At 66.7% G+C, this 23,597-nt stretch carries 30 protein-coding genes and 1 pseudogene; 5 read left to right on the top strand and 26 right to left on the bottom strand.

The window, feature by feature from the left end:
* Window positions 1-16: 16 nt before the first annotated feature.
* The 6 genes from IPJ95_00975 to IPJ95_00950 form a co-directional block, all read right to left on the bottom strand.
* The gene (locus IPJ95_00975; GenBank protein MBK7922201.1) at window positions 17-2,269 is read right to left on the bottom strand and encodes a hypothetical protein; all 2,253 of its coding nucleotides are present in this window, start codon (window positions 2,267-2,269) and stop codon (window positions 17-19) included.
* A 259-nt stretch (window positions 2,270-2,528) separates the two neighbouring features.
* Window positions 2,529-2,972 (bottom strand): hypothetical protein, encoded by a 444-nt coding sequence (locus IPJ95_00970; GenBank protein MBK7922200.1) that lies wholly within the window; start codon window positions 2,970-2,972, stop codon window positions 2,529-2,531.
* Window positions 2,973-3,115: 143 nt separating this feature from the next.
* Window positions 3,116-3,418 carry a type II toxin-antitoxin system RelE/ParE family toxin gene (locus IPJ95_00965; GenBank protein ID MBK7922199.1) on the bottom strand — a complete coding sequence of 101 codons (303 nt, stop codon included), beginning with the start codon at window positions 3,416-3,418 and terminating at the stop codon, window positions 3,116-3,118.
* Complete coding sequence (locus IPJ95_00960; GenBank protein ID MBK7922198.1) at window positions 3,415-3,597, bottom strand: hypothetical protein; 183 nt, start codon at window positions 3,595-3,597, stop codon at window positions 3,415-3,417. Before IPJ95_00960 ends, IPJ95_00965 begins: the two co-directional genes overlap by 4 nt.
* A 204-nt stretch (window positions 3,598-3,801) precedes the next feature.
* Window positions 3,802-4,173 carry a DUF5615 family PIN-like protein gene (locus tag IPJ95_00955; protein MBK7922197.1) on the bottom strand — a complete coding sequence of 124 codons (372 nt, stop codon included), beginning with the start codon at window positions 4,171-4,173 and terminating at the stop codon, window positions 3,802-3,804.
* Window positions 4,174-4,398, bottom strand: a complete 225-nt coding sequence (locus IPJ95_00950; protein ID MBK7922196.1) for a DUF433 domain-containing protein — start codon at window positions 4,396-4,398, stop codon at window positions 4,174-4,176.
* 247 nt (window positions 4,399-4,645) lie between these two features.
* On the opposite strand from IPJ95_00950, the gene IPJ95_00945 reads away from it, so the two are divergent.
* Together IPJ95_00945 and IPJ95_00940 are read left to right on the top strand one after the other, a co-directional pair.
* On the top strand, window positions 4,646-4,957 hold the full coding sequence (locus IPJ95_00945) for a type II toxin-antitoxin system RelE/ParE family toxin (GenBank protein ID MBK7922195.1): 312 nt from the start codon (window positions 4,646-4,648) through the stop codon (window positions 4,955-4,957).
* A 12-nt stretch (window positions 4,958-4,969) separates the two neighbouring features.
* Window positions 4,970-5,314, top strand: a complete 345-nt coding sequence (locus tag IPJ95_00940; protein MBK7922194.1) for a helix-turn-helix domain-containing protein — start codon at window positions 4,970-4,972, stop codon at window positions 5,312-5,314.
* 173 nt (window positions 5,315-5,487) lie between these two features.
* Here the strand turns inward: IPJ95_00940 and IPJ95_00935 are convergent, their stop codons facing one another.
* The gene (locus tag IPJ95_00935; GenBank protein ID MBK7922193.1) at window positions 5,488-5,976 is read right to left on the bottom strand and encodes a DinB family protein; all 489 of its coding nucleotides are present in this window, start codon (window positions 5,974-5,976) and stop codon (window positions 5,488-5,490) included.
* A gap of 215 nt (window positions 5,977-6,191) precedes the next feature.
* On the opposite strand from IPJ95_00935, the gene IPJ95_00930 reads away from it, so the two are divergent.
* Window positions 6,192-6,665, top strand: coding sequence for a hypothetical protein (locus IPJ95_00930; GenBank protein MBK7922192.1), 474 nt, complete (start codon window positions 6,192-6,194; stop codon window positions 6,663-6,665).
* Between the two features lie 136 nt (window positions 6,666-6,801).
* Here IPJ95_00930 and IPJ95_00925 read toward each other — a convergent pair whose 3' ends face one another.
* From IPJ95_00925 to IPJ95_00900, 6 genes are all read right to left on the bottom strand, one after another.
* The gene (locus tag IPJ95_00925) at window positions 6,802-7,515 is read right to left on the bottom strand and encodes a formylglycine-generating enzyme family protein (protein ID MBK7922191.1); all 714 of its coding nucleotides are present in this window, start codon (window positions 7,513-7,515) and stop codon (window positions 6,802-6,804) included.
* Between the two features lie 184 nt (window positions 7,516-7,699).
* The gene (locus tag IPJ95_00920) at window positions 7,700-7,933 is read right to left on the bottom strand and encodes a BrnA antitoxin family protein (GenBank protein MBK7922190.1); all 234 of its coding nucleotides are present in this window, start codon (window positions 7,931-7,933) and stop codon (window positions 7,700-7,702) included.
* Complete coding sequence (locus IPJ95_00915; GenBank protein ID MBK7922189.1) at window positions 7,930-8,226, bottom strand: BrnT family toxin; 297 nt, start codon at window positions 8,224-8,226, stop codon at window positions 7,930-7,932. Before IPJ95_00915 ends, IPJ95_00920 begins: the two co-directional genes overlap by 4 nt.
* Window positions 8,227-9,508: 1,282 nt before the next feature.
* Window positions 9,509-9,979 carry a DUF1801 domain-containing protein gene (locus IPJ95_00910; GenBank protein ID MBK7922188.1) on the bottom strand — a complete coding sequence of 157 codons (471 nt, stop codon included), beginning with the start codon at window positions 9,977-9,979 and terminating at the stop codon, window positions 9,509-9,511.
* A 166-nt stretch (window positions 9,980-10,145) separates the two neighbouring features.
* Window positions 10,146-10,469: a type II toxin-antitoxin system PemK/MazF family toxin gene (locus IPJ95_00905; protein MBK7922187.1), complete on the bottom strand. Its 324-nt coding sequence runs from the start codon at window positions 10,467-10,469 to the stop codon at window positions 10,146-10,148.
* The gene (locus IPJ95_00900; GenBank protein ID MBK7922186.1) at window positions 10,460-10,711 is read right to left on the bottom strand and encodes an AbrB/MazE/SpoVT family DNA-binding domain-containing protein; all 252 of its coding nucleotides are present in this window, start codon (window positions 10,709-10,711) and stop codon (window positions 10,460-10,462) included. The genes IPJ95_00905 and IPJ95_00900 overlap by 10 nt, the downstream gene beginning before the upstream one ends.
* Before the next feature lie 403 nt (window positions 10,712-11,114).
* On the opposite strand from IPJ95_00900, the pseudogene IPJ95_00895 reads away from it, so the two are divergent.
* Window positions 11,115-12,236 (top strand): annotated as a pseudogene (locus tag IPJ95_00895) (IS3 family transposase).
* A 126-nt stretch (window positions 12,237-12,362) separates the two neighbouring features.
* On the opposite strand, the gene IPJ95_00890 reads toward IPJ95_00895, so the two are convergent.
* The gene (locus IPJ95_00890) at window positions 12,363-12,767 is read right to left on the bottom strand and encodes a DUF3592 domain-containing protein (GenBank protein ID MBK7922185.1); all 405 of its coding nucleotides are present in this window, start codon (window positions 12,765-12,767) and stop codon (window positions 12,363-12,365) included.
* 164 nt (window positions 12,768-12,931) lie between these two features.
* Entirely contained in the window at window positions 12,932-13,333 is a 402-nt protein-coding gene (locus IPJ95_00885; GenBank protein ID MBK7922184.1) for a hypothetical protein, read from the bottom strand.
* Between the two features lie 16 nt (window positions 13,334-13,349).
* Here IPJ95_00885 and IPJ95_00880 point away from each other — a divergent pair.
* A protein-coding gene (locus IPJ95_00880) for an IS3 family transposase (GenBank protein MBK7922183.1) occupies window positions 13,350-14,476 on the top strand; the annotation gives its coding sequence in 2 pieces (ribosomal slippage) (window positions 13,350-13,599 and window positions 13,599-14,476; 1,128 coding nt in all).
* A gap of 504 nt (window positions 14,477-14,980) precedes the next feature.
* Here IPJ95_00880 and IPJ95_00875 read toward each other — a convergent pair.
* The 11 genes from IPJ95_00875 to IPJ95_00825 all read right to left on the bottom strand — a co-directional run bounded on the left by IPJ95_00875 (window position 14,981) and on the right by IPJ95_00825 (window position 23,425).
* On the bottom strand, window positions 14,981-15,274 hold the full coding sequence (locus IPJ95_00875) for a type II toxin-antitoxin system RelE/ParE family toxin (GenBank protein ID MBK7922182.1): 294 nt from the start codon (window positions 15,272-15,274) through the stop codon (window positions 14,981-14,983).
* Window positions 15,271-15,459 carry a hypothetical protein gene (locus tag IPJ95_00870; GenBank protein ID MBK7922181.1) on the bottom strand — a complete coding sequence of 63 codons (189 nt, stop codon included), beginning with the start codon at window positions 15,457-15,459 and terminating at the stop codon, window positions 15,271-15,273. Before IPJ95_00870 ends, IPJ95_00875 begins: the two co-directional genes overlap by 4 nt.
* A 181-nt stretch (window positions 15,460-15,640) precedes the next feature.
* Window positions 15,641-16,201: a hypothetical protein gene (locus tag IPJ95_00865; GenBank protein ID MBK7922180.1), complete on the bottom strand. Its 561-nt coding sequence runs from the start codon at window positions 16,199-16,201 to the stop codon at window positions 15,641-15,643.
* A 199-nt stretch (window positions 16,202-16,400) separates the two neighbouring features.
* Window positions 16,401-17,156, bottom strand: coding sequence for a hypothetical protein (locus IPJ95_00860; protein MBK7922179.1), 756 nt, complete (start codon window positions 17,154-17,156; stop codon window positions 16,401-16,403).
* Window positions 17,157-18,494: 1,338 nt separating this feature from the next.
* On the bottom strand, window positions 18,495-19,523 hold the full coding sequence (locus IPJ95_00855) for a transposase (protein ID MBK7922178.1): 1,029 nt from the start codon (window positions 19,521-19,523) through the stop codon (window positions 18,495-18,497).
* Window positions 19,517-19,750, bottom strand: a complete 234-nt coding sequence (locus tag IPJ95_00850; GenBank protein MBK7922177.1) for a hypothetical protein — start codon at window positions 19,748-19,750, stop codon at window positions 19,517-19,519. The genes IPJ95_00855 and IPJ95_00850 overlap by 7 nt, the downstream gene beginning before the upstream one ends.
* Window positions 19,751-20,004: 254 nt before the next feature.
* Window positions 20,005-20,379, bottom strand: a complete 375-nt coding sequence (locus IPJ95_00845; GenBank protein ID MBK7922176.1) for a hypothetical protein — start codon at window positions 20,377-20,379, stop codon at window positions 20,005-20,007.
* Between the two features lie 234 nt (window positions 20,380-20,613).
* Window positions 20,614-20,841, bottom strand: coding sequence for an HNH endonuclease (locus IPJ95_00840; GenBank protein ID MBK7922175.1), 228 nt, complete (start codon window positions 20,839-20,841; stop codon window positions 20,614-20,616).
* Window positions 20,842-21,655: 814 nt separating this feature from the next.
* Window positions 21,656-21,793, bottom strand: coding sequence for a hypothetical protein (locus tag IPJ95_00835; GenBank protein ID MBK7922174.1), 138 nt, complete (start codon window positions 21,791-21,793; stop codon window positions 21,656-21,658).
* Window positions 21,794-22,026: 233 nt separating this feature from the next.
* Window positions 22,027-22,251, bottom strand: coding sequence for a DUF433 domain-containing protein (locus IPJ95_00830; GenBank protein ID MBK7922173.1), 225 nt, complete (start codon window positions 22,249-22,251; stop codon window positions 22,027-22,029).
* A 187-nt stretch (window positions 22,252-22,438) separates the two neighbouring features.
* A complete protein-coding gene (locus IPJ95_00825) occupies window positions 22,439-23,425 on the bottom strand; it encodes a serine hydrolase (GenBank protein ID MBK7922172.1) in 987 nt (328 codons plus the stop codon).
* Window positions 23,426-23,597 lie beyond the last annotated feature (172 nt).

Genomic DNA, 23,597 nt, shown 5'->3' with positions numbered 1-23,597 from the left:
GGCGCCACCGCATGTCCTACTTGGACTGGAGGTATCTCAGCGCCGCGTCGAGTACCTCGTCCCGTCCCGCGCGAATGCCTGCAATGGTGGGCTCGACCCGCACGGTGGGCTGCAGGCCGACCCGCTGCAACTGGCGCCCGTCCGCGTGCCGGACGTCGTGTCCGCTGAAGTACATGGTGGCGCCGCCCGGTACCACGACGTTGGTGATGTCTCCATTGGCTCCGGCAGTCGGCGTACCGATGAACACGGTGCCATTCGCCGCCTCAAAGAACAGGCCCGTATGCTCCGCCTGGCTCATGGCGCGCTCGTCGATCAGCATGACCGTGCGGCCGGCGTAGCGGGGCAGGCTGCTTGGCGGAACGAGCTGGGCAAAGTCGACGCGTGACGTGTAGGTCGTGTCCGGCCCCATACGGAGCGGCCGGGAGAACCGGGCGGCCTGCAAGCCGGGTGCCGTCGCTAGGCGCGGGGCGATGCTCCAGGCGGTGCCGTTCGGGTACCCCCGCATGTCGAAGATGATGGCCTTGGTCGCGGCAAACGCGTCGAACATGCTGTCCACCTGCGGCACCGTAAGGCGGGTGAGGTCGGCATACCCGGTGTGGCTGGAGAGCAGGCGGAATGCCGGGCCCTTGCCGAGCCCTGCCTGCAATGCCTCGGTGCCGGGCAGCCGCTTCAGGCGGATGCTCCGGTGCTTGCCATCCTTGTTCCGCACGACAAGCTCGGCGGTGCTTCCCTCAGGCCCGCGCGCGAGGAGGCTCATTCGCACATGCATGTCAGACTGTGGGGTGGAAGTGGCCCCGGGCGCCAGGTCGGCGTAGTATCGCATTGCGGGGATCCCATCGAGGGAGAGGAGTTCATCACCCATCCGGAGGCCCGCCTGGACCGCGGAGGAATCGAGCAGCGAGACGATCACCGGGCGCCCCTGGACCATCCGGAATTCCACCGGGAGCACGGCGTCCCCGCGATAGGCGCGCAGGGTGGGGTTGACGATGAATCCATGTGAGTCGTGGATGTGTGTCGACATGTCCACAAGCGCGAGAACATACTCCAGCGAATCCCGCGCCCCCTCCAGTCGCCCGATGGCGGGCGCGAGCACCGCACCCCAGTCTTCCCCGATCAGGTGCATGTACGGGAAGAAGTACTGGATCGCGGCCCAGTACTTGTATGCCGCGAGCACCCGGGACGCGCTGTCAGGGTAGGCTGGTCCGGGCGCCGTGCTGGATGCCTCGTCCGGCTGCGCCGGAGCGGGCCCTGCCGGCGTCGCCGGCCGCACTCGGAAGCGATCTGGTGCGACCAGGCCCGCCGCCACTGCCACCGCGGTGCTGTCCTCCCCGGGAGCCAGGAGGGTGTCGGGGACGAGTGCGCTGCTCCCCCCGACCGGTTCCTCCAGCCGCACGGTCACGGTCAGGCTGTCGTCGAGGGCGACGCCGTAGGTGCCGGCGCTGGACTCTCCGATGCCACCAACGGCCACGAGGCGCAGGTAGCCCATCGCGCGGATGGGTTCGAGCACGGCGGGCAGGACGGATGCCGCGTCAACGATGGCTGCAACCGGCCGCCAGCGGGCCGCCGAGTCGGGTTGGATCACCTTGCCATCGATGGCATAGAAAGCGCTGTAGTACCCGCCAGAAGTGGTGCCGCTCTCGGGGACTAGTCCGGAGTGCATGCGGGCGCGCCTGGCGGGAGTCGTCACCGGCGCCCCGACCAGCGCCGCCTGGAACGCGGGGACACCGAAATCCACCCCGAAATACATCGCCACGTCGGCGATGTTCTCGGGGTCCGGCGAGGGATTGGCCCCCCGGAAGTCGAGGATGGTGGCGCGGCTGGTGCCGATGGTCCGCGCGACGCCTCCAAGCCGTTCCAGGACGCCCATGAAGTCGGCCAGGTCGCCGAGCGCCGCGAACCGGACCAGGAGCGTGCTGTCGGGCAGCCAGGTCGTCAACGAATCGGCGGGGAGGACGGCCGGCGCGACCGAGCCAGTCACCCTCGTGGCGGGATCCCCGAGCGGGGCGAGCAGGCTTTCGACCGCGGCGGCGAAGTCGTCCCGGGTGGTTGCCGTGCTCAGGCGCGGATAGGCAGCAACGAACGCCGAGTCCCAGTTGATGGGTTTGTGCGCGAGCCACGGGTGGAAATAGCGGATCGCGCCCCAAAGCCGGCCGACCGACGCCAGGCGCTGGAGCCGGGCGGCCTGTTCCGGCGCCGGTGACTGCGCGTGCGCGGCGAGCGGAACTGAGGCGAAGAGAAGGCCAAGCGCGAGCGCTCCGAGTCGTTCCACTCCGCACCTCCGTCGGTAGGTGGCTCCTGAAAGGCACATCTGCACCCAGCAATGTGCGCTGCCGGCAACGTCTCTTCCGACGCGTCACGGCCTGGGCAAGGTGCCCCCTAGACCGCCGAACGCCCCGCCGAAGTGCCAGGGCCGCGGCGCGTCTCACCGCAGTATGGGGGACGCCGGCAGGCGGTGCCAGCCCCTACGCGATCCACTGCCCGCGCCCCGCCAACGTCAAGCGGTTGGTGGACGGCAGGAGTGCCGAACGCTACTTGGCCAGCGTCCAGGCATCAGGAGGCAGCTTGACCGACGCACAGGTCGGACTGCCATCCTTGCCGCGTCCCGGGAATCTGGCCTCGAGCCGCTGGCCAGGCTTCGACTGCGCCGCCGCAACGAGGGTCCTGGAGATCCCCGCCAGCGGGATCTTGGCCCTGCGAGCCCAGGGCGATGTGGGCTGGCCGGCGCGTTGTCCGACGGTGATGTAAATGAAGCGCGTTGCCGGTGGCCCTTGAGTGTAGGGGCCGAGCAACGTGGGCTGGCCGTTGGCCTGCGGCTTGCCGACCCGCACCAGGAAGTCGAAGGCAACCTGGGCCGGGGTCGTGATCGAGGGAGGCTCAATGCCATCGGGGCCGCGTTGCAGGGCGAGCGCGACGCCCGGCAGGGGATCCTCGACGATGATCCTGAGGGCGAGTTCGTCTGGTGCTGGGGTCATCGGCTCACGGAGCTGAGGCGCGGCCACCCAACGCCCCGCACCAGCTGCAGGGCGCGGCCAGATCTGGGAAAGTCAGGGCGACACGCCCTCGCGTCCCAGCCTGCGACAACAGACGGCCGCGCCCTGGCTGCTGCATGCGGATGTTAGAGCGCGCCCTCAATCGTCTTGGGGAACAGGCGGGCCCCGTGGAAGACCGTGAGTACCTCAGCGGTGCCCGCCTTGAGCCGATAGACGACGCGGTAGGATCCGAGGATGACCTCCCGCAATTCTGGGCGTTGAAACTCGGGAACAATGCGTCCTGACTCCGGGAGGGCAGCAAGCCGGTCTACGGAGTGGTAGAGCCGTTCTACGAGGAGCCGAGCGTAGTGTGCAGAGTCGCGGGAGACGTAGTCGCGGATGGCCTCGAGGTCTTCGACCGCCTGAAGCGTCCAGCGGATGGTGGTCATCCGAGAAGCCGGCGCTTGGCATCCTCGTGGGAGAGGGTCTGACCCTGATCCGCCTGTTGGAGGCCGCGATCCACTTTGGCCAGGAAGTACAGGTGCTCCATCGCCTGTTCGATGGTGGCATCCGGGGGAAGCTGGGTCATCGCCTCAACGAGGCGGTCCTTGGTGGTTTCGGAGGGCATCAGGGTTCCCGAAGGGGTCAGCCACAAAGATGCGGGAGGGGCGCGAGGTAGGCAACTGGCCACCGGTTGAAGCGCGCTAACGGGACCGGGGTTCAGCTGCAGGGAACAGGGCAGCCCGTAACAAACAAGCGTTCCCTATGATACACCGTGGGGCCGCCTGCGTCGGAGCTCCCCACATCCGGCCCTGTCAGCTGCAAGCCCTTGTTAGCTGGCTGCCTCGCGCGGCCCTGCGATCTCGATCAGGTGCTCCCCGGCCGCGAGGAGGGCCAGCACCCGGGGCCAATGGGTAACCAGGAGCTCGCGCAGCCCGGCGTTGGTGAGGTTCCCCGCCGTGACCCACACGACCGCCGGGGGCGGGCCGTGCCGCTCGAGCAGCTGGACGAAGTCCTGGTCCTTGGTGAGGACCGCCGCGGCGCGCTCCCGGGCGGCGGCGAAGATCGCGGGGTCGCGGGCGGTCAGAAGGCCGAGCTCCGCCACATGCCGGAGCTCGGCCTCGGGACTCGCCAGCCAGCGGCAGGTGGCCGGGGGGAGCTGGGCATCGACCCAGATCTCCCGGCGGGCCGGGCCCGTGCCCACCTACGCCACCAGGGTGGGGTGGTCGAAGCGGCGCGCCGCGTACTGCAGGGCCGCCGCGATGTCCTCGGCCTCGAGGTAGGGGTACGCGGCGAGGATCTGCTCCTGGGTCTCGCCGGCGCCCAGCAGGTTGAGGATATCGATGACCCGGATGCGGAGGCCGCGGATGCACGGGCGGCCGCCACACTGCTCGGGGTCGATGGTGATGCGCGAAAGCAGGTCGCCCATGGGGAACTCCTTGGATGGGCTTAAGATAGGGCCGGGCGCGCGGGGTGTACAGCCGGGGGTGGGGTAGCCAGCTAACGCTCGCGCATGACCTGCGGGGCCGCGGCGCGGTCAAGGAAGTGTACCGTCCGCCGTCTGGTCGTGCCAGCCCGGCGACAACCGACGGCCGCGCCCCGACTGGTCCATGCGCTGGGTATGCCGCGCCTGCATACGCCATTGACGTACCTACGCCAATGGTGTAGACTGTAGGATGGAACTCATTGAGACACCGGTGTTCTCGCGTCAGGTGGACGCCGCCGTGTCTGATGAGGCGTACCTGGCGCTGCAATGGCACCTCCTCCTCGCCCCCGATAGCGGAGCTCTGATTCCGGGCAGCGGGGGGCTCCGCAAGCTGCGATGGGCGTTGCCGGGGCGGGGCAAGCGGGGCGGGGCGCGGGTGATCTACTACTGGCAGAAACCCGCACACCGGATCTTCCTGGTGTTCATGTATCCGAAGAATGAGCGGTCCGACCTGACGCCGGCTCAGCTGAAGGCTTTGCGGAAGTTGGTCGAGGCCGACTGAAAGGAGGAGAGAATGCGTAAAGAGCTTTTCGAGGAACTGGTCGCCAGCGTGAAGCAGATGAAGGACATCCAGGCTGGTCGGCGGAAGCCGGGCCGGGTCACCCGGGCGGAGGACCTCGTGGGCACAGGAGCGGGGCAGATTGTGGCCCTGCGGCGTCAGTTTGGCCTGAGCCAGGCGAAGTTCGCAGCGTTGCTTGGCATCAGCACCGGGACGTTGCAGAACTGGGAACAAGGCCGACGAGCTCCTGACGGACCGGCCAAGGTGTTGCTCCGAGTGGCGGCTGCGCACCCCGAAGCACTGCTATCCGTGGGTAAGCCCACGAAGCGCGCGGGCCACCGGTCCCGCACGGCCGCCTAGCTTGGACCCCCTACCGCGGCATAACGCTCCCGCATCAGCTGCAGGGCCGCGGCGCGTTGACCTGAGTATGGGGGACAGCCGCAGGTGGTGCCAGCCCCCTACACAACCCGTTGGCCGCGCCCTGGCAACTTCACGCGGTTGTTAGCCAGCCGCAAGCGTGAATAGCAATAGTGTCACCGACCGAGAGTCCGACGTATCTGGTCTAGGTGTACCGCTTCGTGATCGAGAATGCGTCTGGCGTAACCCAGCACTGTCGCGTCCGCCCCCGTCCGCGCTCCACTGAAGGTGGCGCCACGAGACCAAGCGGCCGGCTCCAGGGAACTCAGTCGATCGACGAAGCCCACGCGTGCCTCCGAGAATGCTCGCAAGGAATCGCGAAAGCTCTGCTCCAGATAGTTCGTGCGCTTGATCCAACCCCGCGGCGAGATGTACCGAATGGTCGGCTGATCCTCCGTGATCATCCGGTCAATGCTCCGACCCCACACTTCGGCGCAGGCCCGCAAATGCGCCAGGATGTCGCGCGCCGACCAGGCACCGGGTGCGGGGTTCCGGTGAAGCTGGAGGTCGTTGCAGCCGCGTGCGATGCGGACAATCTGCCTCGGCATGGCGGCTAACGCCGTGAGTGCTCGATGGGTCTCTGACTGCACGCCAGTGGTGCTCATCGGCACTGCTCCATTCCTCACCAGGTTGTGTCGGCTGGCTAACGCCCCGCATAAGTTGCAGGGCCGCGGCGCGTCTCACTGCAGTATGAGGGTCCTCGGCAGGTCGTGCCAGCCCCAACACAAGCCTTTGGCCGCGCCCTGGCAACGTCATGCGGATGTTAGGGCGCATCCTTGGTAGTAGCGGATGGCCTTGATCACGAGTACCATAGGCCGACGTGGCGTCCTACCACTACCTCCAACTGGCGATTCCTATGCGTAAGAACGGCCTGGCGGCTATCGGCGTGGCGGGTGTTCTCGCGTGCGCCACGAGTCCAAAGCCGAGCCCCATTGTGGGCGTCTGGGTGGTCCGCCACTCCAGCGCGCCGTTCCAGTATCACATGTATGTGTTCAACGGCGACGGCACGATGCAGCAGGCGAATCCTGATGCCGGAAACGCGCGCACAAGCGACAGTGACGGGAAGGGGATCTGGGCGGTGGATGGCGACAGCATTCGCGGGAAGTGGGTAGAGATCCGAGCAGATCGGGAGACCCACGGATACATCGGCCGAGGCGAAATCAGCTTTGCGGTCGCTGTGAAGGGCGACAGTCTGAACGGCGGCGCGAGCGCGCAATTCTACGACGCGGGCGGAGCGCCGAGCGACGGACCAATCGTGGTGGACATGACGGGGAACCGTGTGAAACTGCCGTGAGCACGGATGCGGCCTAACAGTCGGCGCTTGACTTGCGGGCGCTGGGGCGGCCCCGCGGAGTGGACGGGCGACCGCGCCGAGAGCGAGCGTAGCATGGGCTCCGGCGATACTTGCGCCCGGCAAGTCCAAGCGCCAGTTAGGTTGCTGCCGACCACGGCGGCGCGAGGGCCACTCGGAAGCCGAGGCAGTCGTCGTGACCGCCTGGCTCGAGCCCATAGCGCCACCACACACGGCAGTGGAGATCCCAGCTGTGATGGCAGCCGCCTCGGAGCCGCCGTTCCGTGCCGGGCCCAGGGTACGGGCGCCCGTCGCGCGAGAGGGCCTGGAGGTCCCCGGTGCACATGTCCTGACACCACTCCCAAACGTTGCCGGACATGTCATACAGGCCGAGTTGGTTCGGCGCTTTGGCCCCTACCGGGTGAGTGCGGGTGGGGCGTGGCAGTACTTTCCGCGCGCGGTTCGCCAGTCGCCATCCTGCCTGCCAGCCAAGAAGCCCCACCAAGGCCTGATCGGCCCGTCCCCAGCGTGGTCCATACCACGCCACCGCATCGGGGTCATTGCTCCCACTAAAGGCAAGATCGTCTTGCCAATGAGGACCCCCACGGGCCGCGAATTCCCACTCGACTTCTGAAGGCAGGCGGAAGCGCAAGGTCGCATCGCCCGCCGCCATGGCTGGCAGGAGGTCGCTGGCATTGAGACGGTCGAGAAAGCCGCCGGGTCCCGCGATCTGGTCCCAGGAGACATTCTCGACGGGGTGCCGCGGACCCTGATGCACGGCCGGATTGGTGCCAGTGACGTGCGCCCAGAGCGCCTGAGTGACTGGTGTGGTGCCGAGGAAGAAGCCCGCCACCTCGAACGATCGCTGATGCGGGCCGTGGCCAAATGTATAGGAGGCCCCTGAGGTCCCAGGTACCCACGCGAGTACGAACTCGTCAGGCCCCTGCGGTCCGTCCCAGACCAGCCGTCGTGGTTCCATGTGTGTGAAATCCATACCATGCGGCAGTGCGCCACTATGGGCCCGGAGGTGCAGCAACCTAACGCCCCGCAGCAGCCTTTGAAGGCCGCCACTGAAGGTTGAGCTTGCGCCCACTGGCCGCGCAATCGCGCAGGTAGAGATTGATCAGGGTTTGGTATGCAATCCCGGTCTCTTCGGCTAGGTCCTTGAAGTAGGCGATCGTCGGCCGATCAAGGCGAATCGTCACGGACTGCTTGAGCTTGGCGGCGTAGGGGTTGGCCCGCGCCTTTGAGAAATCGTACTCTCGTTTCATTGATCCCACCTATCCGTGTATGCCCGCCGCTCCACCCGCGTTGCTTTGCGGGCAGAGATCAGGCGAATGATATCCTCCGGTGTGCGGTAGCAGTGCACGACCACGAGGAGGTGGAGCGCGGCACTGAGACCGAGAAGAATGAAGCGTTCCTCGGTGCCGGAGTGCTCTGGATCGTCGAGCAGCAGGCCGTGCTCATCGGCAAAGGCCGTCTGGGCCTCTTCGAACGTTACCCCATGCTTGCGGGCATTGGTGGCGGCCTTGCGCGGATCCCAAGTGAAGCGAAGGTCGCTCATGGGCCCAATGTATGTACGTTGTAGGGTCGAGGCAAGTCTGAGTGGGCCGGGCGAGGGGTGCAGCAGAGGGCGGCGTGAATGTCAGGGCGATGCGGTCTAACGGCCTGCGCATGACCTGCAGCGCGAGGCTCGTGAGCTTCCCTTGAGCAATCCTAGTTGCCGAGCGCTGACAGGTCCATGCGCTTGTTAGCCCGCATGACCGGCACCAGACCTACTCATCGTCGTAGCTGAAACGCCAAGGCTCGTGGCGCAAGGCCGCGCACGTATGCCTCGCGACGGCTCGAGCAACACTGCCCCGCGGTGGCACAAACTCCTTGCCCGGACCGGCAGGTGTTTGGGGATTCGTGTTCCGGGACACGACGCGGGCCTTCGACGTGTCGTAGCGCACAACCTCCAGTGGTCGCATGCCAAGTGTCACGCAGTCTAGTTGATAGCGAAAAGCTTCGGTAGGAAACCGCGCGCCAGCGGTGTCTACCATGGCAGTGTCGTACTCGTGGACAGTCCACACCTCGAAGCGCTGGGCCCCGCGCTGACGAGCGCTCAGCGTATCAAGGAAAATGTTATAACCCCAGTCGCGCTTGGACTGTTGGCGAGTGAGAGTGATCCAGTGCGCGCGATCTGATAGTGCCAGCCGGTGGGCGCAGGCCGTTGCCATGACGAAAGCACCCGCGCCGAGCGCGAATCGGGTCCAAGCTGTCACTGAGGGCCTCAGGTGTGTGCGGGCTAACGCCCGCGCATGACCAGCGGAGCGCGGCGCGGGCTGGGAAACCTACGGTGCGACGCCTGGTGGTGCCAGCCCGGCACCAGCGGACGGCCGCGCCCTGGCTGCTGCATGCGGATGTTAGACGGCGTCAGGGGTCGTGCAGGGGCTGCGCCGGGGTACCACGCGGACACCGGGATCGGCGGCGGCTGGACAGAGGGCCGGCGGGCGGCCGTCGTGGGCTGCGGTGGCGAAGTCCCGCCCGATCGGCCGCTTGGCGGCCCGGACCCCTGGCGGGCGCGCGACTGGCCAGGCCGAGGTGGGTGCCATCGAGACTGGGGTGCGGCGGGCACGGGGAACGGTCCATGCTGATCCAGTGTGCGGCCTGGGCCGCTTGGCCATGCGCGGGCCCAGTATCACATTCGCGGCGACATGCCTCACTGGGGAGTGCTTCTCCGCCGTCTAACGCCCCGCATCACTTGCGGGGACGCGGCAAGTGCGCATCAGTATGGGGGAAGCCGGCGGCCGGTGCCAGCCCCCCGAACAATCCGTTGGCCGCGCCCCGTCAAGTGCATGCGGTCGTTATACGGCGCTTCTGCTCCGACGCTCTTGGACGACCGACTTGATGATCAGCTGACCTTTACCCGTCTTCGCTAAGGGTGGCGCTACATCCTTGGCGGCCGCGCGGAGGAGCTGTTGCACGGCGGGTTCCTTGAGCACCGCAACACTGGTGACGCGGACAAAGCGATTCTGCTTGCCCGTCCCCTCGAGGCGATGTGTCGGATCTGGGAGTCGGGAGCCGTGGTAGAAGGAGATCGACACGCCGCGCGCCTGCGCGGCCACGGAGGCCAGGCAGGACGAAGCATTGAGGGCGGAGCAGAACCCGATCGCTAGGAAGTTGTAGCCGTCGTAGACCAGTTCGTTCGCGGTGGGAAAGGCGCGGCGAAGAGCCGCGCGCGTGGCGCGAATGAGGCGCTGGACTGGCGGATCAAACGGCTTGACCGACGCTCGCAACTGTTGGACGGGAGTGGCTGGCTTGGCAGGGGCTGGCATTGGAACCTCGACGGGGAACGGCGGCACCACTCAAGCCGTATAACGCCCGCGCATGACCAGCGGAGCGCGGCGCGGGCTGGGAAACCTACGGTGCGACGCCTGGTGGTGCCAGCCCGGCACCAGCGGACGGCCGCGCTCCGACTGCGTCCATGCGCTGGTTAGGCTGCTATGGCGCGAACATCTCGCCAAGCGTCTTGAGAACGGCGGCTTGGGCGGGTCGGTCGAGCGTGCCGAGGCGCCGCACCAGCCGGCTGGTATCCACAGTGCGAAGCTGATCCAGCACCACCTGCCCGGGCTTGCCACGAAAGCGGCACGATACGCGAGTAGGGTAGGACCGGCCCTTCGTAGTCATCGGGGCCACGATTACGGTGCGGAGGTGGCGGTTCATCTCATCGGGCGAGACCACGAGGCAGGGCCGGGTCTTCTGGATCTCGGCGCCGACCGTGGGATCAAGTGCCACGAGGTGGACCTCGAAGCGGGCTACCGCCATTGCCACTCGGTCCGATCAAAGCTTGTGGGAGTCTGGGGGTCGAGAAGCTGGTCGTCCCCGGCCACTGCCATCGCGCGGAAGGCCGCTTCCCAGCCGGCCCGGGGCCGGGTGGAAGAGGAGATGACCAGTCGGTCGTCCTGAACCTCAAGCTCGACTTCCTCCTGGAGACGAGCCTGCTCCAGGAGCGGCTTGGGAATCCGGATGCCCCGGGAGTTGCCGATCCGAACGATGCGTGTCTTCATGGTGGCTCAGATATGGTGTGCCCACAATGTAGCCACGGGGGCCAACCTGGCAACCGGAGGTGAGGTATTGCGCTGAGAGTAAGCAGCCTAACACCCGCGCATCACCTGCGTGGCGCGGCGAAGAACACAGGCCTGTCCGCCAAACTGAGCTAAGTCTCGAACCGGCGCAAGGCTATGCGCGCCACGTCAGGTGCATGCGCTAGTTAGCCGGCTCACGAACTCACTTGTGTCACTGGCACCCAGTCGCGATGCGCGTCTCTATTCGTTCCAAGAGCAGGCCCAATGATTGGTAACCAAACGATATGCTTACGGCGACAGAGGAGGAGTCGTACTTGACCTTTCCCCCGGAAACCGGGCCAGCTAGCATCGGAGGGTCCTGACCGGCCTTGGGCCAGGTGGACCCATGAATGGGAAACGGAAGTACACGGATGAGCAGATCGTCGCCATCCTGTTGGAGCACCCGGGGGCGTCACCGCCAAGGAAGTGATCCGGCGACACGGGATCGCGCTCGACACCTTCTACCGCTGGAAACGGCAGTACAGTGGGATGACCAAGGCCGAGCTGCAGCGGCTGAAGGCCTTGGAGGACGAGAACCGCCGGCTCAAGCGCATGGTGGCGGACCAGGCGCTGAATATCCAGGTCCTGAAGGACGCCTTGGGAAAAGAGTGGTGACGCCGGCTCAGCGGCGGGCAGTCGTCACCGAGACCCGTGCGCGGCGGGCGCTCCCGCTGCGGCGCGCCTGCCGCTACCTCGGCATCCACCGCTCGCTGCTGCAGTACCGGTCGCGGGCGGCGCCCCAGACGGCGCTGCGCCAGCGGCTGGGCGAGCTGGCGCTGGCCAAGCCGCGCTGGGGCAGTCCGCGGTTCACCTGGCGGCTGCAGCGGGAGGGTGGGAGGTGAATCACAAGCGGATCGAGCGGCTGGTGCGGGAGGAGCGGCTGCTCGTGGGCCAGCGCCCCCGGCGGAAGCGAGTGGCCGTGTCGCGGGTGCCGACGCCGATGCCGACCCGCCCGGACCAGCGCTGGAGCATGGACTTCGTGCGCGACACGACGGCCGAGGGCCGCCCGTTCCGAGTGTGGACGCTGGTGGATGACGCCACCCGCGAGTGTCCGCTGCTCCTCGTCGATCGGTCGTTGCCGGCGTGGCGCGTGGTCGAGGCGTTGGACATGCTCCTGGTGCTGCGCCGCCGGCCGCTGGCCATCGTGTGCGACAACGGGCCGGAGTTCGTGAGTCAGGCCCTGGATCACTGGGCCAGTCGCCAGGGCATCCACCTCGACTTCATTCGCCCCGGCCACCCCGTGGAGAACTGTTTCATCGAGAGCTTCAACGGCAAGCTGCGAGACGAGTGCCTCAGCCAGTACCACTTCGCCACGCTGGCCGAAGCCCGACACCGCATCGAGCAGTGGCGCCAGGAGTACAACACCGAGCGGCCGCACAGCAGCCTGGGGAACAGCACCCCAGCGGAGTACGCCGCACGCTTCACCCCCGAGGAGGGGCACTCCTCAACCCTGATCCTCCGATCCTGAGCGGCCCTGAAACGGGGGAAGGGTCAGAATGACCTGCAGCGCGAGGCTCGTGAACTGTGCCTTCCGCCAATCTATGCGCCGAGCGCTGACAGGTCCATGCGCGTGTTAGACCGCTCCCACCGGCCCCTAGGGCACTAGCACGAGGGGAATGAGGGCCCCGCCCAACCCCAGCAACACTGCGAGGACGAGCAGTGTGCTGGTCCACACGGGGACACCGGGCTGAAGCACAGCGTCCGCGGGATCGGCCGGGTTGTACGCCACCTGCACCGCCCGGCCTTTCGGATAGTGCCGGTCGAGCCACCAGCCTGCGACCCAGGGCAAGAAGGACTCTGGTGTCGCACCGAAGCGGATCCGGTCCCCGAGATACCACGTGCCGTTGACGCAGTACGTGTAGGTCAGATAGGGGCGAAACCGCAGGATGTCTCCCAGCCCAACCTCTCTGATGGAGCCAGATCCGACCACGCCGGGCGCGACTGGCCAGGATGAAGCCAACAGGCCCCTTCGGCGTTGGCGAACGGCGTGGAGCGCCAAGCCGATCCCGGGGAGGGCAAGCAGGGCCGATTGGGCTACTGGTGTCATGTCTTGATAGCGGTCTAACGTTTCCGCATAAGCTGCAAAGCGCGGCGCGGGAGCGCCAGTCTCGTAGCAATCGGATGGCCGCGCTTTGACAGCTTCATGCGGTGGTTAGATGGCGGCTAGCCGTGGAACGGCCCGGCCTTGCCGTTCTCGACTAGCCACTTAAGGAACTCGCGGCCGGCCGGTTTGATTGACACCGCACCTTGGGAAATGTCTAGGAGTTGAAATGACTGCAAGAAGCCAAGGTAGGACTCGAAGTCACTCTCGCGGTAAATCGCCGGAAAGCGTGTACGTGCATCCTCGTAGAAGGGGCGAAGGTCATCCAACGACGCGCCCTCGGGCCGGGAATTCAGGAAGTTGAGAATGGCCACCTGGCTGGCGAAGATAGCAGAGAAGACTCTTTCGAAGTGCAGCAGTATCTGGGTTCCGGCAAGAGCGCGGATGAGAGAAGTGGCCCCGGAAATCTGAACAGGGCGGATAACTGGACAGGCGGGCTCCCCGGACGAACTTTCGTCCTTCACTCCCGGAGGCATACCGATGTCCCGTCGTCCCCGTCGTAACCATGCGCCCGCCTTCAAGGCCAAGGTCGCCCTGGCCGCCCTGAAGGGCGAGGCCACCCTGGCCGAACTGGCCCAGCGCTTCGATGTGCATCCGCACCAGATTGGCCAGTGGCGCGAGCAGTTTCTGGCCGGCGCGGCCACCGTCTTTGCCGAGGGCCGCCCGCTCGACCCGCCCGTGGATGTCCAGGCGCTGCACGCGAAGATCGGCGAGCTGACCCTGGAGAATGATTTTTTAGATCGCGCGCTCGCCAAGGCCGGGTGGCCGAGCGCCAAGCGATGATTGACCGGACCCACGCGCTGCCGCTCACCCGGCAGGCGGCGGCCTTGGGGGTGAGCCGGGGGAGCGTGTACTACGTCCCGCGGCCGGTGTCGGACGCCGACCTCGCGCTGCTGCGCCGGCTGGACGCGCTGCACCTCGAGTTGCCCTACGCCGGCGCTCGCCTCCTCCGCCGGCTGCTCCGGCGCGAGGGCGTGACGGTCGGACGGCGGCACGTCGCCACCCTGATGCGCCGTCTGGCGATCACGGCGATCGCGCCCCAGCCGGGCACGAGTCGCCGGCATCGCGCCCATCCGGTCTATCCGTACCTGCTGCGCGGACGGGCGATCACGGCGCCGAATCAGGTCTGGGCCATGGACATCACGTACATCCCGATGGCGCGCGGCTTCGTCTACCTGGCCGCGGTCATGGACTGGGCGACGCGACGGGTGCTGAGCTGGCGGACGTCGATCACGCTGGACACCGACTTCTGCCTGGACGCGATCGAGGAAGCCCTCGCCCGCTTCGGCAGGCCGGACATTGTCAACACGGATCAAGGGGCGCAGTTTACCAGCGCGGCCTTCACCGGGCTGCTCCAACAGCACGGCATCGCGATCAGCATGGATGGAAAGGGCTGCTGGCGGGACAATATCTTCGTCGAGCGGCTCTGGCGGACGATCAAGTACGAGGAGGTCTACCTGCACGCCTATGCCTCGGTGTCGGAGGCCAAGGCCGGGATCGGGCGCTACCTGACGCAGTACAACACGGCACGACCGCACTCCAGTCTGGCCGACCAGCCGCCTGATGAAGCGTACTTCACGCCACGGCCCCTCCAGGCTGCGGCCTAACATGCTCGCCGATCCAGTTATCCAGCTCTGTTTGGCTGTACAGAGAAGCGGGACCACCTCTGAGAACCTGTTGGGAGTCCGCAGGGGCATCCAATTTCCGGTTCTTTAGGTCCATACGAATGCTGCCCTCTTGCTCGAGGAGCAAAGGGTTATCGTAGGTCCGAAGGAATTTCTCGACTTCCGTGCGAGTGTCGGTGGGAGCGGGGAGCTGGGCGTTGTCGTAAGTCTCCAGGCCACCCTTTCCCACCTTTCGTGTGCGACCAAGAAGGTCTGCGATTGGCCTTCGGAACACGATAATGAAGAGGACGCCGAGGGCCAGAACTACCGAAGGCCAGGTGATCAGATCGGGCATGGGCCCTCGAGGATAGGTAGGACTGCGGCCGCCATCTAACGTCTGCGCATGACCTGCAAGGCGCGGCGATACACTTCACCTAGTCAGCGCAAGGGCAGGCGCCGCGGCTTGACAGGTCCATGCGCGTGTTAGGTGGCCGTTCGGGAACCACGTCACTGGGGGAGGGGTCCGATCCTGGCTTGTCGGCCATGCACGACCGCCAGAACCGCCACCTGAGACTCGGTGACACGGTAGATGACACGATACGGGCCTTCGATGACCTCGCGAATGTCGGACCGACCCACCTCAGGTACTGCACGACCGGAGTCGGGAAAGGTGGTCAGCTGCGGCCCGCGCGCCAGAATGCGCTGAACCATCCGATCGGCGTAGAACGGGGACGTCTGCGAGATGTACTCATGAATCGCTGCAAGGTGACCCACCGCCGTCGCAGTCCAGAGAATGGTCACTTCCGACGCAGCTTGGCGACCGCCTCCTCATGGGAGATAGTGCGCCCGGCGTCAGCGTCGGCCAGCCCCGCCTCCACGGCCTGCCGGACGTAGACCTCGTACATCAGGTCGTCCCAGGAGGCGTCGGGGGGAAGCTGATCAACGAGGCGATGGGCTTCGTGCTTCAAGTCGCGGACGGGATCCATTGGAGCTCCAGGAGTGCAGACGTCCGGAATATCGCACTAGACCCGCCAGCGTGCCACTCGGCCCAGAACTTGGCCACCTAACGGCCTGCGCATGACTTGCGCCGCGCGGCTCGCGGCGCTCTCCCGCAGACTACCTGTCGGCCGCGCGGTGACAAGTCCATGCGCGGGTTAGACGGCCGCGTCAGGGATCCGGGGTGGTGTCCCCATGGTGCACCATCCGAACTGAGGCCTCCCATGCGAGATCCTTGTTGAGGAGCAGGCGCCAGAAGGCACCGAACCGTCGTGCGGTGACGACCTGGGTCTCCTCTGTCGCGCCATAGCGGCCGACATCCACTTCCAGTCGGTAGACCACGTGGGCGATGGAATCTCCCTCGAGGACAACGCCCAGCGGAATACGGGTCCAGACTGGGGGTCGGCCGTCCTCGTAGTTGGCTGGGTCGGGCAGCTTTGCGGCGAGGTACGCCGCGAACAGGTCGGCCGGGGCGAGGGTCTTCAGGGCCTCGAGGCTGGTGATGCCTGGGAACTGATCTAGGACGGGGTTGCCCGCCGAAGGAGCGTTGGTCTGCCTGGCCCTCATCTCAGCCCACGCCAGTGCCATACTGAGCTGCACCTCCTGAAAGGCCAACAGGGCGTCAGGGTGAATCAAGGAGGCGGCGCGGCTCCATTCGCGCGTGGCGAGTGCGTGAAAGAGGTCTCCGGCGACATCGGCGGGGCTTTCAGGGGGCGCGGGAGCTTGGGCCATGAGTGGGGCCGAGAGGAACGCCAGCAATAGACAGCGTGGAATGGGAACCATAGGGGCGCTGCCGTCTAACGACCCCGCATAAGCTGCAGGCCGAGGCGCGCTCGCGCAAGCGAGCAAGCCACCGTGTGGCCGTCTAGCCCTCTAGAAAACCGATGGCCGCAGGCGTGTCAGCTTCATGCGGTAGTTAGGTTGCTGCAGGTCACTCCATGGTTACGACCCGCTGCATTCCAAGGTCTGCATGATACGTGCCGGTTGAGTCTTCCAGTAGGCAGAAGAAGAGGAAGCGTCCGGTACGCCGGGGAAGGACGACCCAGATGTCCCCGTCCGGTCGGAGCGCGGCCGTCCCGGCCACCGTCCGCCCGGGAGGCGTACCGCTCTCGCCGGCGGCCCGCCAGGCCATGAAATCGGCATAGGAGCGACCGGGGGCGAGCTCGAGGATAGCGAGCTCGTGCGCGCTAGGGCCGCGATTGGTGACATGGAGCAGGCGCTCTCCCGCGGGGCTCCGGGGAAAGGCCACCTGGTAATCACTCAGGGTGACCTGGCTCGTCGCCGCGTCAGGGTGGGAGGGTGACGGCGATGCGCCCTCGACCGCGAAGGTCGCACCCATGCCCTGGAGGAGGTGGTCGCGGTGCCAGCAGACAACCGCATAGCGGCCTGCTGGGAGGTCCAGGATGACCTCGGCACTGTCGCCGGGCGCGAGGAAGCCGACACCCCCGACATCTTGCGCAAACGAAGGGTACTCATTGCCGGCGGCGGCTGAGTCCAGGTAGGTCTGGAGCGAGCTTGCCGAATCGGTGAAGCGGATTATGGAGGCTTCGTGCCAGACGGGATCCCGGTTGACCAGCCGGACTCGGGTCAGGCCGGCCGGGACGGTGCTGGGTGGCGCGAAGCGGAGGTGCTGTGCCTCAAGCCGCAGCAGAAGTGTGACCTCCGATCGCGAGCAGGCGAGCAGCACGCCGAGGCCGCAGAAAAGGGTGCTTCGGGCAGGAGTCATGGCTGAGGGCTTTGAAGCAACCTAACGCTCCCGCATCAGCTGCAGGGCGCGGCGTAGGAGTGAGAACCTACCCGGCGGTACCGGGTGGTGCCAGCCCAACGCCAGCCGTCGGCCGCGCCCTGGCAGCTGCATGCGGATGTTAGACGGCGTCAGGGGTCGCGCAGGGGCGTCCCCGGGGCACTACGCGGACAACGGGATCGGCGGCGGCTGGACAGAGGGCCGGCGGGCGGCCGTCGTGGGCTGCGGTGGCGAAGTCCCGCCCGATCGGCCGCTTGGCGGCCCGGACCCCTGGCGGGCGCGCGACTGGCCAGGCCGAGGTGGGTGCCATCGAGACTGGGGTGCGGCGGGCACGGGGAACGGTCCATGCTGATCCAGCGTGCGGCCTGGGCCGCCCGGGGATGCGCGGGCCCAGTATCACATTCCCGGCGACATGCCTCACTGGGGAGTGCTTCTCCGCCGTCTAACGCTCCCGCATCAGCTGCAGGGCGCGGCGTAGGAGTGAGAACCTACCCGGCGGTACCGGGTGGTGCCAGCCCGGCGCCAGCCGTCGGCCGCGCCCTGGCAGCTGCATGCGGATGTTAGACGGCGTCAGGGGTCGTGCAGGGGCTGCGCCGGTGCACCACGCGGACACCGAGACCGGCGGCGGCTGGACAGAGGGCCGGCGGGCGGCCGGCGTGGGCTGCGCTGGCGAAGTCCCGCCCGGTCGGCCGCTTGCCGGCCCGGACCCCCGGCGGGCGAGCGACTGACCAGGCCGAGGTGGGTGCCATCGAGACTGGGGTGCGGCGGGCACGCGGAACGGCCCGTGCTGATCCAGCGTGCGGCCTGGGCCGCCCGGCCATGCGCGGGCCCAGTATCACATTCCCGGCGACATGCCTCACTGGGGAGTGCTTCTCCGCCGTCTAACGCTCCCGCATCAGCTGCAGGGCGCGGCGTAGGAGTGAGAACCTACCCGACGGTACCGGGTGGTGCCAGCCCGGCGCCAACCGTCGGCCGCGCCCTGGCAGCTGCATGCGGATGTTAGACGGCGTCAGGGGTCGCGCAGGGGCTGCGCCGGTGCACCACGCGGACAACGGGATCGGCGGCGGCTGGACAGAGGGCCGGCGGGCGGCCGTCGTGGGCTGCGCTGGCGAAGTCCCGCCCGGTCGGCCGCTTGCCGGCCCGGACCCCCGGCGGGCGCGCGACTGGCCAGGCCGAGGTGGGTGCCATCGAGACTGGGGTGCGGCGGGCACGCCGAATGGTCCATGCTGAGCCAGCGTGCGGCCTGGGCCGCCCGGCCATGTGCGTGCCCAGTAGGGAGTGTCAGTTTCTCTGTGTATGAGCCTGGTTCACTGCCATGCCGGGACCCGGTCCCCGAAGAGGAGCCGGATGTGCCGCAGCGCCTCCACCCAGTGCTGCGGCGTGCCGAGCTTCGCCTGCGCGTTCCGCAGCGCCAGGTACAGCAGTTTGCTCGCCGCCTCCGCGGAGGGGAAGTGCCCCCGCACCTTGAGGCTCTTCCGCAGCGTCCGGTGCAGGCTCTCGATCGCGTTGGTCGAGTAGAGCAGCCGCCGGACCGGCACCGGGTACGCCAGCGCCGGGGCCAGCCGCTCCCAGTGCCGCTGCCACAGCGCCGTGATCTCCGAATGTGCTTGGCCCAGGGGACTCGCGGCCCAGTCGGCGAGGGCCTGCTGCGCGGCCGCCTCGCCTGGCGCCTGGTAGATCCCCCGCAGGGCGCTCGCCACCGCCTTCCGCTCCCGCCAGTTCACCTGCGCCAGGCTCTGCCGCACCAGGTGCACCACGCACTGGTGCACCACCGTCTGGGGAAAGACCGCGTGGATGGCGTCCGGAAAGCCGGGCAGCCCATCCACCAGCGCGATCAGGATGTCCTGCACCCCGCGCCCCTGCAGGTCGCTCAGCACCCGCTGCCAGAAGGCCGCCCCCTCCCGCCGCCGCGAGCCAGAAACCCAGCACCTCCTTCTCGCCGCTCGGCCGGATGCCCAGCGCCAGGTAGATCACCTGCTGCTGCACCAGCCCCTCGGTCCGGATCTTCACGCGGAGCCCGTCGAGCACGACGGCGATGTACACCGGCTCCAGCGGCCGCTGCTGCCACGCCGCCGCCTCGGCCAGCACCGCGTCGGTCACCGCCGTGATCACCGCCGGCGACACCTCCACCTGGTAGCACTCCTCCAGGTGCGCCTGCAGCTCCCGCACCGTCAGGCCCCGGGCGTAGAGCGACAGGACCTTCTGGTCGAAGCCCGGCAGCCGGCGCACCCCTGGGCACGAAGGCCGGCGTGAAGCTCCCCTCCCGGTCCCGCGGGATCGCCAGCGGCAGCGCCCCTCGTCGGTCAGCACCGTCTTGGGCGTGGTCCCGTTCCGGGCATTGCCGTCGGGCCCGCAGCCGGCCCCGGGGCGTACCCCAGGTGCTCGGTCAGCTCCGCCTGCAGCACCCGCTCGACCATCCGCTGTTTCAGCCGCCGGAACACCGCCTCGAGCTGCTCCGGCGTCTGCACCTGGGCCAGCAGGGTCTCCAGGGCCGCCGCCTCCTGCGGGTCCGCGGCCGGGCGCTTCTTCCGTGCCATATCCCCTCCTCCCTCCCTAGGATATGGCTCATACACAAACTTTCAAACACTCCCTGCCCAGTATCACATTCTCGGCGACATGCCTCACTGGGGAGTGCTTCTCCGCCGTCTAACGCCCCGCATCAGCTGCAGGGCGCGGCGAGATCTGGGAATCCTACGATGCGACGACAGCTGGTGCCAGTCCCAGCACGAGCCGGCGGCCGCGCCCTGGCTGCTGCATGCGGATGTTAGATGGCAGGCCGCAGGGCCCCAACCTACGAAAAATAGTACAGCCGGGCCACTGCCGCGCCAAAGGCAAAGTCAAAGGCATACCAGAACGAGAACAGTGTTGGTGTCGGCGGTGATGCAGGCGCCCTTACGCGCCCGATGGCGTGCATCGCGATGGCCGCGCTCATCGGCGCCAGTAGGAGGCTCAGCCCCGTGATCGGCCGATCGGGGGTGAGGCGGCGCGGATAGATCAGAACAGTGCCCCAGCCGAGGGCCGCACCTACGAGGAGAAAAAGCGTCCCAAGTAGGAGGTGTGACCAAGTTGTACGCTCGACGGCCCACTTCAGGGGGAGGTGCGTGAGCGCCTCGCCAAGGAACTCCAGGAGGAGGTAGAGGAGGGCTTCGAGGAGGAACTCGAGCATGATGTGCCGGGGCTAGTGCGCTGTAGCAGCGCTTGAAGGGTTGCCGGCATCGTGGGGGTACGCGGCTGGGCGGCGGCAACACCTGCGGCTGATGTTGGATGCCATCTAACACCCGCGCATCACCTGCGTGGCGCGGCGAACAACACGGACCTGTCCGCGAAGGTGAGCAATGTCTCGACCCGGCGCAAGACGCTGCGCGCCACGTCTGGTGCATGCGCTAGTTAGATGGCACGACTACATGCGCCGCCGACGTATGTAACCTGGTACCGATGAGAGGCACTCGACCTCCAGAGGTCCTTTGGCGAGATTGCATTGCGAACACAGCTGTTGAAGGTTTACGATATCGTTGCACCCACCACGTGCCAGTGGAACTAGATGATCGATATGTGGATCACTTTGCAGTTCGTGATCCAGATCCTTCTGACATAGACTGCACTTCCCTCGATCCCGAGAATGGAGCATTCGTGCCACATGCGCTGGCCATGATACGCGCTCAATCCATTGACGTGGCTCCTCGTCCTCATCCGTCCTCCCGTCAAAGCCGATCACAACGATCAACCGGGCGATGTATGCGCAGAGTTGACGATCGTGAAGGACACGATCACTGAACTCGGCGGCATAGCCTGGGCGCAATTGAGCCAAGTCAGGTTCATAGGAGCTCCAGGCTTCTTGGTAGATTCTGGCAAAACCCTCTTCGTCGAGAGTCAATCGTTCGAGGTAAGCCCAATATTCCTGTTCATCACGCGAATACAACTCCTCGAGCTCGCCGAGAACCCCGGCAATCGTGGCCCGGACGGTCCCGCGGTCGGCGATGCCATGAAAAGTGAGTAACGCGAGCAGGTCTTCGAGGAACCATGCCTTGTACTCCGGACTAAGCTCGTCAAAGTGACTGGGGCTGAACTGGAGAGAGAAGTACTCGTCGAAAATCCATCCACCAAGACAAAATGGTATACCCATCTCTAAGGGTTTGCGTAGAAGATCTTTAGGCTCTTCTCGGCCCTTCACGTGCTGCTTGACATAGTCAAACAGCGAGGTGCCTGTCCAGTTGGGGTCCTGTAGACGGGAAAGCCCAACCGAGAAGAGCCTGAGTGCTGTTGCGGAGTGTACCTCAGGACGTCCCGTCATCGATTCCAGTGGTTGAGTGCCATCTAACGGGACCGGGGTTCAGCTGCAGGGAACAGGGCAGCCCGTAACAAACAAGCGTTCCCTATGATACACCGTGGGGCCGCCTGCGTCGGAGCTCCCCACATCCGGCCCTGCCAGCTGCAAGCCCTTGTTAGCTGGCTGCCTCGCGCGGCCCTGCGATCTCGATCAGGTGCTCCCCGGCCGCGAGGAGGGCCAGCACCCGGGGCCAATGGGTAACCAGGAGCTCGCGCAGCCCGGCGTTGGTGAGGTTCCCCGCCGTGACCCACACGACCGCCGGGGGCGGGCCGTGCCGCTCGAGCAGCTGGACGAAGTCCTGGTCCTTGGTGAGGACCGCCGCGGCGCGCTCGCGGGCGGCGGCGAAGATCGCGGGGTCGCGGGCGGTCAGAAGGCCGAGTCCGCCACATGCCGGAGCTCGGCCTCGGGACTCGCCAGCCAGCGGCAGGTGGCCGGGGGGAGCTGGGCATCGACCCAGATCTCCCGGCGGGCCGGGCCCGTGCCCACCTACGCCACCAGGGTGGGGTGGTCGAAGCGGCGCGCCGCGTACTGCAGGGCCGCCGCGATGTCCTCGGCCTCGAGGTAGGGGTACGCGGCGAGGATCTGCTCCTGGGTCTCGCCGGCGCCCAGCAGGTTGAGGATATCGATGACCCGGATGCGGAGGCCGCGGATGCACGGGCGGCCGCCACACTGCTCGGGGTCGATGGTGATGCGCGAAAGCAGGTCGCCCATGGGGAACTCCTTGGATGGGCTTAAGATAGGGCCGGGCGCGCGGGGTGTACAGCCGGGGGTGGGGTAGCCAGCTAACGGCGTGCGTTTCTGCGGCGGGGCCTGCCGAGGCCCGCGCGTGCCCTCGTAAAGCTACAGCGCGTGGGCCGAGGCGTGAGGCCCCGACCGCAGCAAACGCTGGTTAGACTGACTACCGCAGTGAACGAATCACATGATCGACGAGGATGTCCTCTGTGACATAATCACCCGCATCGTACCGTCCGCCGAATATCGTTACGACCACTCCGAACTTCGGCACCACGAAGATGTTCTGGCCGCCATTACCCGAGGCATTTAGGACCTCGATGTCTCCTCGCTTGGTCTGGAGCCGAGAGTGCCACCAGAGGAGAGTGTACCCGTGACGCCCGCTGTCGGCGTCAGCGATGGGGAGTTCCATCTGTCGGGCACGTGTTGCCTCAACCCACGATGCGGGAATCACCTGCACGCCCCGCCACCGTCCTTGATTCAGGTAGAGTACGCCAAGCTTCGCGACGTCCACAGGGCGCATTCTCAGACCGGATGCGGCGGATGGTACATCCGAGGAGTCATGGACCCACTCCACGTCCGTAATCCCCAATGGCGCAAAGAGGACTTCCCGAGCATACTCGAGTAGTGGGCGTCCAGCGGCGCGCTGGACCGCAGCCGCAAGCAGTTGAGGAGATCCGCCGCTGTAGTTGAACACGGTACCCGGTGCGGAGGCGAGAGGGCGGCTCAACACGAACCGCACCGGATCCGTGCTGCGATTCATCCGGCGCTCGTCGTTACTGGTGTCCGCATACGATACCAGCTCGTTCCAGGCGAGGCCGGAGCTCATCGTGAGGAGGTGCCGCAGCGTGATACCACGCTTGCTGGACGTCGCCAGGCCTGCGTGCTCGGGGAACAAATCGAAGATGGGCTGATCGATTGGACCGAGCAGCCCGGCACCAATCGCGATCCCCACCAGCGCAGACGTGACGCTCTTCGTGATGGAACGGACGTCATGACGTGTCGTAGCGTTGAAGACCACATGCCCCTGTGGCCCCACCCCTCGGCGAACATCGCTTCCCTCGAAGTACTGCTCATACACGAGGCGGCCTTCCTTGACGATCAGCAGAGCGTGCACGTTGGGATATCTCTGCCGCTGAATCGCGATAGTCATCGAATCCAGGAGCTCGGGATCGAAGCCCACGGAAGCCGGCGTGGCCCTCTCCCAACCATCTGCTCTGCTTTCGCTGCCCACGCCAGGCCCACACCCTGTGACGATGCAGGAGAGGATGAACGATGTGGCGAATGCCACTGTTCGCACGTGGAGGCTTGGCGATGTAGAGTGC

The organism is Gemmatimonadota bacterium (assembly GCA_016713785.1).
Taxonomy (GTDB): Bacteria; Gemmatimonadota; Gemmatimonadetes; order Gemmatimonadales; family GWC2-71-9; genus JADJOM01.
Note: the sequence above shows the minus strand (reverse complement) of the source record. Positions and strands in the feature narration are given on the sequence as shown.

Excerpts from the sequence above, each read along its gene's own strand:
- IPJ95_00950 (MBK7922196.1), bottom strand. The coding sequence starts at position 4,398 with ATGGGCGACCTGCTTTCGCGCATCACCATCGACCCCGAGCAGTGTGGC.
- IPJ95_00920 (MBK7922190.1), bottom strand. The coding sequence starts at position 7,933 with ATGAAACGAGAGTACGATTTCTCAAAGGCGCGGGCCAACCCCTACGCC.
- IPJ95_00935 (MBK7922193.1), bottom strand. The coding sequence starts at position 5,976 with ATGAGCACCACTGGCGTGCAGTCAGAGACCCATCGAGCACTCACGGCG.
- IPJ95_00865 (MBK7922180.1), bottom strand. The coding sequence starts at position 16,201 with ATGGCCCAAGCTCCCGCGCCCCCTGAAAGCCCCGCCGATGTCGCCGGA.
- IPJ95_00915 (MBK7922189.1), bottom strand. The coding sequence starts at position 8,226 with ATGAGCGACCTTCGCTTCACTTGGGATCCGCGCAAGGCCGCCACCAAT.
- IPJ95_00850 (MBK7922177.1), bottom strand. The coding sequence starts at position 19,750 with ATGGCACGGAAGAAGCGCCCGGCCGCGGACCCGCAGGAGGCGGCGGCC.
- IPJ95_00960 (MBK7922198.1), bottom strand. The coding sequence starts at position 3,597 with ATGCCCTCCGAAACCACCAAGGACCGCCTCGTTGAGGCGATGACCCAG.
- IPJ95_00940 (MBK7922194.1), top strand. The coding sequence starts at position 4,970 with ATGCGTAAAGAGCTTTTCGAGGAACTGGTCGCCAGCGTGAAGCAGATG.
- IPJ95_00845 (MBK7922176.1), bottom strand. The coding sequence starts at position 20,379 with ATGCTCGAGTTCCTCCTCGAAGCCCTCCTCTACCTCCTCCTGGAGTTC.
- IPJ95_00840 (MBK7922175.1), bottom strand. The coding sequence starts at position 20,841 with ATGCTCCATTCTCGGGATCGAGGGAAGTGCAGTCTATGTCAGAAGGAT.
- IPJ95_00965 (MBK7922199.1), bottom strand. The coding sequence starts at position 3,418 with ATGACCACCATCCGCTGGACGCTTCAGGCGGTCGAAGACCTCGAGGCC.
- IPJ95_00970 (MBK7922200.1), bottom strand. The coding sequence starts at position 2,972 with ATGACCCCAGCACCAGACGAACTCGCCCTCAGGATCATCGTCGAGGAT.
- IPJ95_00870 (MBK7922181.1), bottom strand. The coding sequence starts at position 15,459 with ATGGATCCCGTCCGCGACTTGAAGCACGAAGCCCATCGCCTCGTTGAT.
- IPJ95_00830 (MBK7922173.1), bottom strand. The coding sequence starts at position 22,251 with ATGGGCGACCTGCTTTCGCGCATCACCATCGACCCCGAGCAGTGTGGC.
- IPJ95_00945 (MBK7922195.1), top strand. The coding sequence starts at position 4,646 with ATGGAACTCATTGAGACACCGGTGTTCTCGCGTCAGGTGGACGCCGCC.
- IPJ95_00900 (MBK7922186.1), bottom strand. The coding sequence starts at position 10,711 with ATGAAGACACGCATCGTTCGGATCGGCAACTCCCGGGGCATCCGGATT.
- IPJ95_00905 (MBK7922187.1), bottom strand. The coding sequence starts at position 10,469 with ATGGCGGTAGCCCGCTTCGAGGTCCACCTCGTGGCACTTGATCCCACG.
- IPJ95_00825 (MBK7922172.1), bottom strand. The coding sequence starts at position 23,425 with ATGACTATCGCGATTCAGCGGCAGAGATATCCCAACGTGCACGCTCTG.
- IPJ95_00910 (MBK7922188.1), bottom strand. The coding sequence starts at position 9,979 with ATGCCAGCCCCTGCCAAGCCAGCCACTCCCGTCCAACAGTTGCGAGCG.